Here is a 14,409-nt window from a genome sequence, read left to right on the forward strand (position 1 = left end):
GTGGACTCCAGAATAATAGGTGAGATGGCCGGGAGCTGCTTAATCGGCGTCGCTGCCCAGCAGCTTGCGCGCTGGATCGAACACGTCTTTCAGGCTCAAACGTCGGGGTAACAGCCCCTGTGCCATACACGCATCAATGGTGAAGTCGAGAGCACCGGCCAGGCTTTCGAAACCGAACAAGGTCGGACTCAATGTCTTGGCTTCGCCCGTAGCGGGAGTACTACGCCGGTCGGCTTCCCGCAGCAGCGCAAAGGCATGTCGAATGGCATCCGGCTGCCGTGCGCAAGCATCGGCACTCGCCACCACCATATGGTTGATCGGCATGAAATGATGCCTGTGCCACCAGGCCAGATCCCGGTCTCCTGCGTTCTTGATGACCGCAATGTATTCTTCACCCGAGGGCAAGTCATTGCCCAGGATCGCCGCGTCCACGTCGCCGTCGCGCAACATCTGCAACGAGCCCTTCGTGCCGGGGATCTGTTCGACAAATCCGGGGTTCCGGTACTGTTCAACGTGCGCCGGGTCGTGGGTTATCCACCGCACTTTGGCGATGTCCAGTCCAACATCCTCGGCCAGGTGCGCCCGAACCCACATGCCGGTGGTCTGGGTATAAGCACGCACGCCAATGCGCTTACCGGCCAAATCAGTCTCGGCCGGTACGCCGTTGGGGCCATAACCAATCAGGCAGCCGCGCTGAAAGCGAGAAGCGACCACGGCGGGTAACAGCACCACCGGACGGCCATAGGCAATGGCTTGCAACGCGGTGACCACGGCTAATTCGCACAAATCATAGGCCTGGTCACGGACCATGGGCGCGAAGGCCTTGTGCACCACGCCAACGTTCTGGAAGTCCAGGCGTATGGCGGGATCGGTTAGTTCGCCGGAATGCAGTGCCGCCGTATGCGGATAGTGGCCGAGTACGGTACGTAAAGTTGTCGCAGTATTCATCAGCGTTGCTCCGTCGAGGCGAACGGATACAGGCGCCGGGCGGTACCGCCGGCGATGGCTTGCCGATCTTGCACCGACAATCCGCCCAGTACCTCGCGAGCAGTGTCAGCCAACTCGGCCAGCGTGCCCGCCGCCGCGGGGAAATTTGAGCCCCAGGCGATATGGTCGGCGCCGAACGCGGCGATGATCGTGCGCAGGAAGTCGATGGGGGTCGACTTGCCTTCGGCGGCGGCGGCCAGGGTGCGGTTGGTCAATTTCAGATGAACGCCCGGAAAAGCCGCCAGTGCGAGCAGAGCGTCGGCCGCCTGGTACGGGGCGCCGGCGGAAAGCACCGGACGCGCGCAATGGTCGAGCAGCACAATCGCCTTGGGGAAGCGTTCAAGCAGACTGCGCAGGGCAGGAATGCCTTCCATGGTCATTTGCAGACACACCGGAATGGCATGCGCCTCGGCCCAGGCCCAGGCCGGATAAGAATCAACGTGGCCCAACCAGTCGCCCTGGCCGGGCATGGTGCTGCCGGTGGTGAACAACCGAAAGCCCGACAGACCCTGTTCCTGCCAGTAAATAATCTTATCCACCGCATCGGCGGCGAGCGCATCCAGTGAATACACGCCAACCAGGCGGTCACGGTGTGCCCGCACGGTGTCGGCGACATAGCGGTTATCGTGACCGTAGACGGTCGAGGCCTGGACTACCACGGCCTGTTCGATGTCGGCGGCGTCCATCGCGCGCAACAGGCTGTCGGCATCCACCGGACGAGCCTGCGACCATTGCGACTGATGCCCGCCGATGGGGTCAGTGGGATAATGCTTGTTGTCGGGAGAGATTACATGGGTATGGGTATCTAGCAGCTTCATAGGTGCCTCGTTCTTGTAGGGTGACAGAGATATCCGGATTAACTATTGATCGAGTTATTTTATTTTCACTAGCGCTTCGGATATCCTCAGACTATATATGGATGTATTTGAGAGAGAAAATTCGAATTACGCTCCGGCTATTGAATTTGGCTAACGAATAAAAATGACTCAAGCTTATTCACTCAACCTGCGACACCTCGGCGCCCTGCTTGCGGTGGCGGCGACAGGTAATATCAGCGGCGCGGCGAAGACGGTCAATTTATCGCAACCGGCACTGGCCCAGGCCATCAGTAAGATTGAACAGACACTCGGCGTAAGCCTGTTCGAGCGCCGTCCGGGTGGAGTGACCATTACCGACGCCGGCACCGGTTTCATCATCCGTACCGAGCGGGCCCTCGCCTACCTGGCCAGCGGCGTGCGGCAAATCCGTCGCGGCTCCGGCAAACCGGTGTTAATGAAGCTGGACCAGCGGGTGACCATGAGCCAGCTGCGCGCGCTGGTGTCGGTAGTCGGCGCCGGCAGTTATGCTGTCGCGGCGAGGCAACTGGACATCTCCGTACCTTCGCTGCACCGGGCGATGCGTGAATTGCAGGAGACCGTTGAAATCCCTTTACTGGAGCGCACGGGCAGAGCGATCCGACCTACGGCGCCGGCGGGTCAGTTGGTGCACTACGTGCGCCTGATGCTGGCGGAACTGCGGGCCGGTATCGACGAAATCGCCACCCGCAACCAGGGTCTGAGCGGCACGCTGCGCATCGGCGTGTTGCCCGTGGCCCGCTCCTACTTCCTGTCCAGGGTATTGGCCGGATTCTGTACCCAGTGGCCGGCCGCCTCAGTGGAGATTGTCGAAGGGCCGCATGCCGAGTTACTGAGCCACCTGCGTCAGGGGGATGTGGACTTACTGATCGGTTCGCAACGCGAGTGGGTCCCCACCCATGACGTGACCCAGGAAGCGTTGTTTGATGACGAACTGGTGATCGTTGGCCGTACCGGACATCCGCTGCATGGCAAAACACCCCTGACCACAGCCGACCTGCTGGATCATCACTGGGTGATGCCGGCGCCAGGCACGCCGATGCGGGTGCACTGGGAACGCATGTTCGCCGTGCGCGGACAAACCCCACCGATCCTGCGGGTGCAATGCGGGTCTGTGACAATTAAACGCGGCATGATGCTGGAAGGCGACTGGCTGACGCTGATGTCGCGGGATCAATTCCGTCTGGAAAGCCAGGCTGGACAACTGGCGGAAATCGGATCGCCCGGCGCGGACTTCTGGAGAACTATCGCCCTGACACGCCGGAACGATTGGCGTCCTACTGCACTGCAGGCCACCTTTATCGAGCTGTTGAGATCGGTGGCTGCACAGATGCGGCGCCCTTAGGAGGGTGTGATTTATAGATATTCAACTCAAGCGCTTGGCAATCACACTTAATTAGGGGTGCCAGCATCGTTGACAGTGAGCAAATACTTCAAATTGACAGCCATAACCTTATAAGCGGTTCAAGCCCAAAAGTTGCACAACTTTCCGATTTAACGTACTATTATTTTAAGGAAATCGAAAAGGAGATGTTTATGGCTGCGGTCATTGAAAAACGAAACATTAACGATCGTTCCTCCGATAAACAAATTTATCAGGATAGCGGCACGCCAGCAGCACGCCTGCAAAATTTTATTCAGGAGTTGGCGGACGACGTGCGTTCAGGCAATACCCAAATCAGTCAGGCCAGCATGGCTCATACCGATGCTATTTTTGCCCTTGATGCCATTATTGAATACATGAAAAACCGTGCGATCAGCAGTATGACCACAGAAAAAAACCGACAACTGCGCCGGTTGCATAGTAAAGCCCTCTTTCTTCAGACGCTGGAAAAAGACGGCGGCGTGTATAATTCAGCTCAGGCCGCGGAGATCCTGGGCAAAACCAAAACCACCGTCAGAAACTGGAAAGATGCTGGCCAACTGCTCGCCCTGGAGATTGACGGTGAGTTTTACTATCCGGTGTTCCAGTTCACCGAAGCAGAAGCTATATCAGATAAAGGCGTGCTCAAAGGCGTACCTGAACTGCTCAAAGACCTGGTGGGATTTAGTGACCGGATGCGGTATTCCTTTTTTATGGAGGAACGCAATACCGTGCTGAATGGTCTGATCCCGGCAGGCCGGGTTTTCACCATTGCTGAAATACTGAAAAACAAACCGGATCAAGAGTTAATGGCGGAGCTCCATCGACTCGCGCGCGTCTACGGAACGCAGGATGTGGCGTAATGGCGTCATAAAGAGGGCACGTCCCCTTTTTATTATTCTTCAACCGGAATACCCAGTTCAACAAACAAAATGTCAGCGGCTTCCTGACCTTGGTGAGTAAATTGACTGAGAGAGGTTTGGACACGGGTCGTGGCCATACCGGCTCCGGCAGGATCATCATGCCACAACACCAGACAGGGTTCACCGGTAACGTTCGACAGAAATGACATCCCATCGAATCCTACTGAATGAACTTTTTGAGCCAGCAATTGAGTGACGATACGCGTCGCCGTAGTGACGTCATGGAGTTTCACATTGCTTTTACTCATCAGCTCATTGACCAGCAAAATATTGACGTCTTTTACAACGACTATAGTACCCATAAAATAATTATTGAGGTCCGACTCTTTGAGCCCTATTTTGTTCTGAAACACTTCTTTAATTGCTGTCTTGGGAGTATAAGCCAAATACATCGACCCGTTTACTCCGTCATTAAGACTGTAACGATAATCTTTACCGTTACGATTGAAAAAAACATTGCTTCCACCATAGCCACCCAGTTGGAGCCGAAAAGCCTTCGTTCCTGCAGCGACCGCCCTACCGCAATCACGAAGCAAACCATCCTTCAGTTGCTCAATTTTCGTATAAGCAACCTCATCTTGTTCATTCTTGCCTGCGTTTACGGCAGTTTCAGTCGGCGTATTCATGTTCACATCATCGTTTGAATTTCCCCTGTTTTGATTAGCATTAAAATCCTCCATAATTTTTGTACTTGTACATATAAGCTATGGGCTTAATCTCCACATTTCTGAGTTTATACGCAGTAGTAACCATAACGGACAATGTTACACATCGGGTATATTGGCAGGATTGAATGAGGATAAACCATTAGCCAATGGCTAGCAAATACAGAAATCTAAAGGTAGTTAAGAAATATATTATGAGGTTACGAAACCTGTTGATCTTCGCTTGATAATAAATATTTGAGTCACAACAGTCTTTGCATGTGTTCGGTTCTCCGGCTTAATATTAAAAAACCAATTATAGATTACAATTTTCCACAATATGTTTAAGCTCGAGCGCACGGTAACGCGGCTCTCGGTAGCCACCTCGCATATCGCTCGTCCTCGCATGGCTCTGGATGAAATCCCACGTCCAAAGCGCTTACATGAACTACCCTTTTCCTTAAATTTACTTATGCCAACTTTATCCTCGAACAATACAGATAAAAATAAATCCTTACGTAATAATACAACATCTTCATTCTACTTCTTCTCACTATAAAAATTATATAACCTATTGATTATATTAACTTAGCAAGTAATGTTTTCGTTATTTATCTCTTGCCATCGTTAAAATAATTCCGTTATTATAGCCCAGCATTAGTTTTTTAAAGCGGGAACTTGCACTCCCTAGTATCAACGGCGGCATAATATGCATATTGTATTATGTCGTCTTCGCAGTAATCATGGTACCGCGAGCCAAACTCGCGCTTAATATCAATGGTGGCTCAGGTTGGGCAGCTTAAGGGCTGGCCGAGGAGTAGTGTGTACCGGTTGTGCAAACCCGTTCGGGGCCACCGCCATTGATAGTTTTTTATGCGGTGGTACTCGCAACCGAGGTCACCGTATCTGTTTTCTTGCTTGTTATAAAACATCTGCGCTGCACCTCACCTTTATCAGGTGAAAACCATGGAAAATCTTATTGACCCCGCCAAGCTGTGTTTTGACGACGTCCAGTGCCAATGCCGGGCGCTGGCCTTTGCCGCCTATAAAATCGAAGATGAAGATGTGAGAGTTGCTTGATCAAAGCGAAAGGCTGGACGCTACAATAAGCGGCTAAAAATCAGGCATCAGCCAGTACCGATCGTATTTGAAGAACTTGATAAAATTGCTCTTGTTTTGAGAAAAGCCACAGCCCTAGCTGCGGCTTTAATCATTTGCTCGTTAACAGTTTCCCTACCGCTTCATGATGAGGACCTTTCATTGCCCTAATCGCTGGTGCCGCAGCGATTAACATTTTTCTAAGTTGCTCTTTCGTAAAGGAGATTTCTTTTCCTTGAACAAGCGATTCAGTTTCCAGCATTGGATTGCTGGAGGAGTTCAATTTGTTAACAAGAGACATCGCTAAGCTCCTCTTTCTGTAATTAAAATATTATCGCTCAAATTTTTTCTACTTTCAAATTTATTGATTATTTTGTAACCATTCGGGTATAAGATATGCTAAATCGTCAGCTGACCTAAAGAGTAGAGAGCCGTCCCCAAATACATCTTTAAAATGGAAGTTCTTCATATAATGTCGAAGAATTTCTTCATTTACAGGGTTTTCAATAAAGATACCGAGTCCGCGAATTTCTTTCAAAAAATATAAGATTGTTACTATACTATATGCGGTCATTCGCCCATCCAGTTCATCTCCTTCGTCCGCAAAACTCTGCAACATTTCTATAACTACTTTACGTTCTGTAGTGATATATCGGCAAGCGCAACAGCCCGAGGGCCTTTCTCCATTAGAAAAGATCTTAAAACAAAAATTGTAGTGTTCATTATGATCTATATCCTGTCCGACATTTAACCATTCAAGCGGAAATGGCGACTGCCGTGAAAAGTGTATGCACCATCGTAAATCCTCCTGACTCATACGGTTGACTCTTAGTGAGCTATTAGTTTTTAGGAAGTAATCATTAGTTTCAAGGATGGCTATTTCTGCGGCAGCCCTTACGTTTTTATTATGGAACATACATTTTTTGGTCTTATTTATTCTTTCTCATAGTGTAATATCGTTATGCCAACGGAAGCTAAATCTATATTAAATGATTCTCGCGCGGCGATAGGCGCTTCTCAAATGACTCAGCATATTTAATGCTCGAGCGCTCGGCAGCGCGGCTCTCGGTAGCCACGTTGCATAACGCTCGTCCACGCGTGTCTCTGGATGAAATTCCACGTCCATAGCGCTTACATGAACTCCCCTTTACTCAATTATGAATAGTCTAAGTCAAGCCAGGCATTATTTTTAATCTCTTTCCAAGTAATATCACTGCATCACTAATTTCAATGATAATTAATATTTACTTAAATTTACTTATGCCAATTTTGTCCTCGAACAATACAGATAAAATAAATATTCACGTAATAATATAATATCTTCATGTAACCTCATCTCACGATAAAATTATATAACCCATTGATTATATTAACTTAGCAAGTAATATTTTTGTTATTTATACCTTGCCATCGTTAAAATTTTTCCGTTATTATAGCCCAGCATTAATTTTTAATGCAGGGACCCTCACTCCCTTGAAGCACACGGCGGCATAATATGCATATTGTATTATGTCGTCTTCTCAGTAATCATTGAGCGGCAAGCACGAACTTGCTGTAATATCAATGGTGGCTCAAATTGGGCAGCCTTAGGGCTGGCCGAGAAGAAGTGTGCACCGGTTGTGAGATCCCGATTTGGGCCACCGCCATTGATTTTGTTTATTGCGGTGGTACTCGCAACCGAGGTCGCCGTATCTGTTTTTTTTGCTTGTTATAAAACATCTGCGCTGCGCCTCACCTTTATCAGGTGAAAACCATGGAAAATCTTATTGACCCCGCCAAGCTGTGTTTTGACGACGTCCAGTGCCAATGCCGGGCGAGCGGGCCATTTTAAGTACATCAACCCGAGTGATGATTGATCATTGAGGACGGATCGTAATCAAGCCGGCGTATACGGTGGCGAAAGAAAATGCAAGGCTTGCTAACCGGCAAAGCGCCTGTGCAGGTTGACGAACCCGACACGGAGGTGACGGCATGACACCAGAGCTCCATGCTTCATTGACTCTAGTACCCAGCGGCTACGCTGCCTGGCTGGCCGACCTGAAGTGTCGTATCCATAACGCCCAGCAGCGTGCCGCCCTGGCGGTCAACCGGGAACTGGTGGGCCTGTATTGGCAGATAGGTCGCGATATCCTGGCACGGCAAGCTGAGCAGGGCTGGGGTGCCAAAGTCATTGAACGGCTGGCGCATAAATTTACGCACAGCTTTCCCCGAAATGAAGGGCTTTTCACCGCGTAACCTCAAGTATATGCGCGCTTTTGCCGAAGCGTGGCCGGATTCAGAATTTGTGCAAGCGGTGCTTGCACAATTGCCCTGGTATCACCAACTGGCCCTGTTGGACAAACTTAACCGCCCTGAAGAGCGCCGCTGGTATGCCTTCAAGGCTATTGAGCATAACTGGTCGCGTAATGTACTGGTAATGCAGATTGAAAGTCGCTTGTTACAACGAAGCGGCACCGCAGTGACTAACTTCGATGTCAGCCTGCCTCAGGCGCAGTCTGACCTAGCTCGTGAATCACTCAAAGACCCATACCGTTTCGATTTCCTAGGGCTGACTGAGGAGGCCCAAGAACGTGAGGTGGAAGATGCTTTGGTAAAACATGTAACCGAGTTTCTTCTGGAACTGGGCGCGGGCTTCGCCTTTGTCGGGCGACAGGTGTTGCTGGATGTGGGTGGCGATGAGTTCTTTATCGACCTGTTGTTTTACCATCTCAAGTTGCGCTGCTATGTGGTAATCGAACTCAAAGGCGGAAAATTCAGGCCGGAGCATTTGGGGCAACTGGGGTTCTATCTGACAGCCATTGATCGGCAGGTGAAAAACGAGCAGGACAACCCTGCCATCGGTCTTCTGCTGTGCAAGAGCAAAAACAAAGTGGTTGCCGAATATGCCTTAGGCGACAAGTCCCAGCCTATGAGTATCGCTGAATACAAATTAGTTGAATCCCTGCCTGCGGAGCTGCAAACCAGCTTGCCCAGCATCGAGCAACTGGAGCGGGAGTTGGCCTGGAATGCAGAAGAGGACTCAGCATGAGCGAATACAGCTAAGTCGAAACACAATGTCTAGACCAACTGGTTGAGCTAGGCTGGGCAGTAATCGACCAGAGTAGCGGCATCCCGCAACATGCTATCTCAGTCTGCAGTGTGTTGCGGTTGTGCAAACCCGATTTAGGCCACCGTCATTGAGAGTCTTCAGCAGCTGCTTACCATGGAAAATGAGAGGGAAGCAGCACTGCCCCCGGCCCCGGTTTTTCCGTCGGTTTTTTATCGCGGATTTGCTAGCTGGCGCACACGCGGTTAATACTTCTCCCGCGTTACTGGGTATATGCTGGCTACCGGACGATTTTTGCGAGAACACCCTGTATGTTCGAAAAACGTTATCGCATCACATTGTTATTTAACGCCAATAAAGTATACGACCGCCAAGTGGTGGAAGGCGTGGGGGAATATCTGCAGGCATCCCAATGCGATTGGGATATTTTTATCGAGGACGATTTCCGCTGGCGGATCAATCGTATCGAGGACTGGCTGGGAGACGGCGTTATCGCCGATTATGACGATCGGGAAATAGAGCAGCTGCTGAGCGGCGTCGACGTGCCCATTGTCGGGGTCGGCGGTTCCTACCAGGACGACGAAGACTACCCGCAGGTGCATTACATCGCCACGGATAATCACGCGCTGGTGGCCAGCGCCTTTATGCACCTGAAGGAAAAAGGCATTAACCGCTTTGCCTTTTACGGATTGCCCCCCAGCAGCGGCAAACGCTGGTCCCAGGAGCGGGAACAGGCCTTCCGCCAGCTCGCCGCCGATGAATATTACCAGCCCATAGTCTACCAAGGGGTGGAGACCACGCCGGACAACTGGCAATACGCCCAGAACCGGCTGGCGGACTGGCTGCAATCCCTGCCGTCCCACACCGGCATCATCGCGGTCACCGATGCCCGCGCCCGCCATTTGCTGCAAGTGTGCGAGCACCTGAATATCGCTATCCCGGAGAAGCTGTGCATTATCGGCATCGATAACGAAGAGCTGGCCCGCTGCCTGTCGCGGGTGCCCTTATCCTCCGTGGCCCAGGGCACCCGACAAATGGGCTACCAGGCCGCCAAGCTGCTGCATCAGCTGTTGAATCACTCACGTTTACCGTTGCAGCGGATACTGGTGCCGCCGCTCAAGGTGGTGGAGCGCCGCTCCACGGATTTCCGCTCCCTGCGCGATCCGGCGGTGATCCAGGCTATGCACTATATCCGCTATCATGCCTGCAAGGGCATCAAGGTGGAGCAGGTGCTCGACGTGGTGGGCATGTCCCGTTCAAACCTGGAAAAACGCTTCAAGGACGAGACCGGCAAAACCATCCATAACGTTATCCACGAAGAGAAGCTGGAGAGCGCGCGCAATTTATTGGTCTCCTCCTCGTTAACCATCAATGAGGTCTCGCAAATGTGCGGATACCCTTCGCTGCAATATTTTTATTCCGTGTTTAAAAAGGGCTTTGAAATCACCCCCAAAGAGTATCGCGATAACCATATGGAGCTTCACTTTTAACCGAACGGGAAACAGCGGGCATGCAACGAACCTGTTAAAGGGAGAGCGTGCTGATGGGGTCGAAGCGGGCGTGGTTTTTCCGCCCGCCAGAGCGCCCCACAGCACGCCAGGCCCGCTATCTCCGAACGTGCAACGAGCCGGTTAAAGGGAGCCGGCCTCTTGCATCGACCGGGGCCGGGCGGCCCGCGACCGCACAATCCGCGGCATATTGAATTCAATCCAATCCGCCAATGCCTCGATTTTTTCCCCCGCCTCTTCCCCCAACGGACTCAGGCTATACTCTACATGGGGCGGCACGACGGGGAACGGCTTTCTAACCACCAGCCCGTCGTCCTCCAGCCATTGCAACGTCTGTGAGAGCATCTTTTCGCTGACGCCGCCCACTTTGCGGCGCAATTCGCTGAAACGGTGAGTGCCCTGCGCCAGCGCGATGAGCACCAGCACCCCCCAACGACTGGTCATGTGCTTCAAAATTTCACGAGAGGGGCAGTTTACATCCAGCAATTCCCCTCGCTGCATCTTGGTAGCCAGGGAGTCATTCGGCGTGCCGTTTATTATCATCATACTTACCTTTTTGTTAGTACTTACTAAAAGTTAGTATAAAAGCTAAAGTGGCATTACTAAACCATACAGGAGAAAAAAATATGATCGTTGTTACTGGTGCTACGGGCCAATTGGGCCGTCTGGTTATTGCCGAATTATTAAAAACCCGGCCGGCCGCAGAGCTGATTGCCGCCGTGCGTTCGCCGGCGAAGGCCCAAGATCTCGCCGCCCTGGGCATCAATGTCCGCCAGGCCGACTATAACGAACCCGCTACGCTGGACAAGGCATTCGAGGGCGCGGAAAAAGTGCTGCTGATCTCCTCCAGCGACGTCGGCCGGCGCGTACCGCAGCACCGCGCCGTGATAGAGGCCGCCAAGCGGGCAAACGTAAGTCTGCTGGCCTACACCAGTTTATTGCATGCCGACACCAGCCCGTTAACCATCCTCGGCGAAGAACATCGCGCCACTGAAGCGCTGTTACAGGATTCCGGCCTGCCGGTAGCGCTGTTGCGCAACGGCTGGTATAACGAGAACTACGCCATGGGTATCCCGGCGGCCATCGCCATCAACTCATTGGCCGGATGCGCCGGGGACGGCCTGATCTCCTCCGCCACCCGCGCCGATTATGCCGCCGCTGCCGCCGCCGTGCTCACCGGCACCGGTCATGCCGGCAAGATTTATGAACTGGCGGGAGACGAGGCTTATACGCTGACGGACCTGGCGGCGGAAATTTCCCGCCAGTCCGGCACGGTGGTGAATTATGTCAACCTGACGCAGGCGGGGTATCAGGAGCTGCTCAAACAGGCGGGCCTGCCGGAACCGGTGGCCGCCATGCTGGCGGATTCCGCCGCCGGAACGGCCAAGGGCGGACTGTTCGACAGCCGCCGCCAGCTGAGCCGGCTTATCGGCCGCCCCACCACGCCGATGGCGCAAACCGTGGCGGCTACGATCAAACGGACCGCGGCGGCTTAATCCGGGCTGGCTTTCCGGCCACGCGATGTTGCATCACACCGGCCGGACAGTGCCGATTAACCCGGCCTTAAAACGGCTTAAGCTGGATCAGCAGCACGATAATCACCAGCGCCGCCAGGGTAAAACCGGCGGCATGGCGCAAAATGGCGGGCGCCTGCAGTTGGGATTCCCCCAGGCTGCGCCGAAAGGATCCCGACTGGATACCGTGCAAAGCCGATAGCGCCAGCACAAAAACGCCCTTGAGCAGCAATGAGTAGGATGGCGGCCAATTGCCCATCATCAGCAACGCCAGGCCGGACAGCCAGCTCAACAGCATGGCGGGCATGGTCACCGTCTGATTCCAGCGTTGAATGGCGGTAAAGATACGCAGGGAGGGAGAAAGCTCCAGGGGTGGGATCTTTTTCCAGCTGTTCATGGCCAGGGCCAGAATAAGCATGCCGCCAATCCACAGCGTGAAGGCGACAAGATGCAGCGAAAGCAGCAGTAAATAAGTTGTCATGAATTCTTTTCCTTAGCCGAAATATCAAGGGCATCCGATCCGGCTGACCGCCTGGTGATCATACCCAGATTAAAAAAAGTGCCGAAGGGGATAAACGCCAGCAACAGCAACCTCGCCACCTGCCCCTTGCGCCACATGCCGCCGGAGGCGGTATTAATCACCATCCAGGCGTAAAACAGGAAGGCCAGCCCATGCACCGGCCCCATCACCGCGACAATTTGCGGATAGCCGCCAAGATGTTTCAGCGGCACCGCGATACAGGTCAGAATAACCAGTGTGCAGCCTTCCACCAGGGAAGCCAGATGTAATTTTTTTAGCAATGAACGTTCCGGACCCTTCAGCTCCGGCTGCGTTTTTGGTGTCATGACCGCTATGACCTATGGCCGCGTTGACGGCGAAATGAGGTGTTTCGTCCTCGTGCCGCAACGACCACCGCCGTTGCGTTATGAAGGGCCTGGCCGACCGGAGTGATGGACTTGGGGGGATATGCCCGCAGCGGTCCCTGCCCGCCGAATACCTTTCCGGTCAGTATGGGCATTCTAACGGCCCGTCCGCCGGGCGGCAAGTAAGTCTCGGCCAGCAAAGAAGAAATGGGACGGACGCTCCATCTGCCTCGTCCGTCCGCCGGCCGAGATTTCAGCCGTTTACCGGCTCGGGAGCGGAAACCGACGACGCAACCCGCCGGCCGGCCGGGCGAAACGCCGTGGCATCGTAGGAAAAGACCCAATGGGCCTCTTGTCCCGCGGTGTGGGGATTAAGCATGGTTTTCAGCTTATAGCTGAAGTCCCGTTTGAACTGCTGCCAGGGGGACGTCAGATGAAAGCGTTTGCCCCGCGCCCGCGCGGAGAGCTGAACCCGGCTGGTGCGCGGCATCCGTTCCGCTTCATACTGGTGCAGCGCTTCCATCGCATCAATCCCCGGCACCGCCAGCAGGCTGGCCAGGATATAGCCGTCTTCCAGGGCCATGGCCGCGCCCTGGGCCAGGAACGGCAGCATGGGATGGGCGGCATCTCCCAGCAGCGTAATATGCCCTTTCGACCATTGCTCCATGGGATCGCGATCAAACAGGCCCCATTTGAACACACTCTCGGCCGCGGAGAGTTCCCGCAGCACGTCGGGATGCCAGCCGGCAAAGGCCTGCAGCATTTCCTCCCGGCTGCTGGGCACATGCCATGACTCGGCCATCCAGTGCGGCGTTTCACTCACCGCCACGATATTCTGCGCGCTGCCGCCGCTGATGGCATAGGTCACCACGTGGCCGTTGGGCCCCTGCCAGACCGCGGTGACCGGGCTGATGAATTCCGGATGCAGCGCCGCCGGTATGACCGCGCGCCAGCAGATATTGCCGGTGAATAACGGCGCCTCGGCGCCGAACAGGCTATCGCGTACCACTGAATGCACTCCGTCGGCGCCCACTATCACATCCGCCTCGAAGTCTTCATGATCGGAAAAGCGCGCCACCGCTGTTTGGCCATGATTGGTCACCGAAATACAGTGGGCATTCATGGTAACCTGTCGCGGATTGATTAAATTCACCAACATCGCCAGCAGGTCGGCCCGGTGCAGATGATAACAGTCGGTGCCGAACATCCGCCGGCAGGCACCCGCCTGCGGGGTACGGAAATTTTCCCGCCCGGTGCGCCAGTGGCGGCCGATAACGGCTTCCGGCACATAGCCCAGCCGGTCCAGAGTATCCCGTAATCCCAGCGCATAGAGAATTTTTACCGCATTAGGGGACATTTGTACCCCGGCCCCCACTTCCCTAAATGCCGTGGTACGTTCAAACAGATGCGCTTCCATGCCCCGTTGCCGCAATGATGCAATCAATGCAGCGCCACCGATCCCTCCGCCGATGACTCCAACACGAAGCTTACGATTCATTCAGATGACCCTTTTAGAATAAACGCTTGATGAAATTGCTTTTCGAACCCACTGCGGCCACGGCCGCTGCGCCCGGATAGGTCCGGCGCAGGCAAAAGGCCTTGTGCCGC

Annotated in this window: 14 protein-coding genes and 1 pseudogene; 6 read left to right on the plus strand and 9 right to left on the minus strand. The window is 53.7% G+C overall.

Features of this window, described 5'->3' with window-relative positions:
* Positions 1 to 39 precede the first annotated feature (39 nt).
* Complete coding sequence (locus GTU79_RS25695) at positions 40 to 948, minus strand: substrate-binding domain-containing protein (protein WP_132925231.1); 909 nt, start codon at positions 946 to 948, stop codon at positions 40 to 42.
* Positions 948 to 1,805, minus strand: a complete 858-nt coding sequence (locus tag GTU79_RS25700; RefSeq protein ID WP_203520853.1) for an amidohydrolase family protein — start codon at positions 1,803 to 1,805, stop codon at positions 948 to 950. Before GTU79_RS25700 ends, GTU79_RS25695 begins: the two co-directional genes overlap by 1 nt.
* Positions 1,806 to 1,968: 163 nt before the next feature.
* Between GTU79_RS25700 and GTU79_RS25705 the strand changes: the two genes are divergently transcribed.
* Positions 1,969 to 3,186, plus strand: coding sequence for a LysR family transcriptional regulator (locus tag GTU79_RS25705; RefSeq protein WP_203520851.1), 1,218 nt, complete (start codon positions 1,969 to 1,971; stop codon positions 3,184 to 3,186).
* Between the two features lie 191 nt (positions 3,187 to 3,377).
* A complete protein-coding gene (locus GTU79_RS25710) occupies positions 3,378 to 4,067 on the plus strand; it encodes a MerR family transcriptional regulator (RefSeq protein ID WP_203520849.1) in 690 nt (229 codons plus the stop codon).
* A 32-nt stretch (positions 4,068 to 4,099) separates the two neighbouring features.
* Here GTU79_RS25710 and GTU79_RS25715 read toward each other — a convergent pair whose 3' ends face one another.
* The 3 genes from GTU79_RS25715 to GTU79_RS25725 form a co-directional block, all read right to left on the minus strand.
* A complete protein-coding gene (locus tag GTU79_RS25715; RefSeq protein ID WP_420854132.1) occupies positions 4,100 to 4,807 on the minus strand; it encodes an RES family NAD+ phosphorylase in 708 nt (235 codons plus the stop codon).
* A 1,174-nt stretch (positions 4,808 to 5,981) separates the two neighbouring features.
* Positions 5,982 to 6,170 carry a hypothetical protein gene (locus GTU79_RS25720; protein ID WP_214513500.1) on the minus strand — a complete coding sequence of 63 codons (189 nt, stop codon included), beginning with the start codon at positions 6,168 to 6,170 and terminating at the stop codon, positions 5,982 to 5,984.
* Positions 6,171 to 6,230: 60 nt separating this feature from the next.
* A complete protein-coding gene (locus GTU79_RS25725) occupies positions 6,231 to 6,785 on the minus strand; it encodes a hypothetical protein (protein WP_214513501.1) in 555 nt (184 codons plus the stop codon).
* A 1,055-nt stretch (positions 6,786 to 7,840) separates the two neighbouring features.
* Between GTU79_RS25725 and GTU79_RS31675 the strand changes: the two are divergent.
* The 3 genes and pseudogenes from GTU79_RS31675 to xylR form a co-directional block, all read left to right on the plus strand.
* Positions 7,841 to 8,255: pseudogene (locus GTU79_RS31675) on the plus strand (DUF1016 N-terminal domain-containing protein); the annotation flags it as partial.
* Positions 8,256 to 8,285: 30 nt separating this feature from the next.
* Positions 8,286 to 8,897, plus strand: a complete 612-nt coding sequence (locus GTU79_RS25735) for a PDDEXK nuclease domain-containing protein (protein ID WP_420854204.1) — start codon at positions 8,286 to 8,288, stop codon at positions 8,895 to 8,897.
* Positions 8,898 to 9,226: 329 nt separating this feature from the next.
* Positions 9,227 to 10,405, plus strand: coding sequence for a D-xylose utilization transcriptional activator XylR (xylR, locus tag GTU79_RS25740; RefSeq protein ID WP_132925217.1), 1,179 nt, complete (start codon positions 9,227 to 9,229; stop codon positions 10,403 to 10,405).
* Between the two features lie 141 nt (positions 10,406 to 10,546).
* On the opposite strand, the gene GTU79_RS25745 is transcribed toward xylR, so the two are convergent.
* Positions 10,547 to 10,969, minus strand: coding sequence for a winged helix-turn-helix transcriptional regulator (locus GTU79_RS25745; RefSeq protein ID WP_132925215.1), 423 nt, complete (start codon positions 10,967 to 10,969; stop codon positions 10,547 to 10,549).
* 80 nt (positions 10,970 to 11,049) lie between these two features.
* On the opposite strand from GTU79_RS25745, the gene GTU79_RS25750 reads away from it, so the two are divergent.
* Positions 11,050 to 11,919 (plus strand): SDR family oxidoreductase, encoded by an 870-nt coding sequence (locus GTU79_RS25750; RefSeq protein WP_203520841.1) that lies wholly within the window; start codon positions 11,050 to 11,052, stop codon positions 11,917 to 11,919.
* 67 nt (positions 11,920 to 11,986) lie between these two features.
* On the opposite strand, the gene GTU79_RS25755 is transcribed toward GTU79_RS25750, so the two are convergent.
* The 3 genes from GTU79_RS25755 to GTU79_RS25765 all read right to left on the minus strand — a co-directional run bounded on the left by GTU79_RS25755 (position 11,987) and on the right by GTU79_RS25765 (position 14,299).
* Positions 11,987 to 12,418, minus strand: a complete 432-nt coding sequence (locus GTU79_RS25755) for a CopD family protein (RefSeq protein WP_203520839.1) — start codon at positions 12,416 to 12,418, stop codon at positions 11,987 to 11,989.
* On the minus strand, positions 12,415 to 12,783 hold the full coding sequence (locus tag GTU79_RS25760) for a DUF3817 domain-containing protein (RefSeq protein ID WP_203520837.1): 369 nt from the start codon (positions 12,781 to 12,783) through the stop codon (positions 12,415 to 12,417). Before GTU79_RS25760 ends, GTU79_RS25755 begins: the two co-directional genes overlap by 4 nt.
* 271 nt (positions 12,784 to 13,054) lie before the next feature.
* On the minus strand, positions 13,055 to 14,299 hold the full coding sequence (locus GTU79_RS25765; RefSeq protein WP_203520835.1) for an FAD-dependent monooxygenase: 1,245 nt from the start codon (positions 14,297 to 14,299) through the stop codon (positions 13,055 to 13,057).
* Positions 14,300 to 14,409: the final 110 nt, after the last annotated feature.

Source organism: Sodalis ligni, assembly GCF_016865525.2.
GTDB lineage: Bacteria > Pseudomonadota > Gammaproteobacteria > Enterobacterales > Enterobacteriaceae > Acerihabitans > Acerihabitans ligni.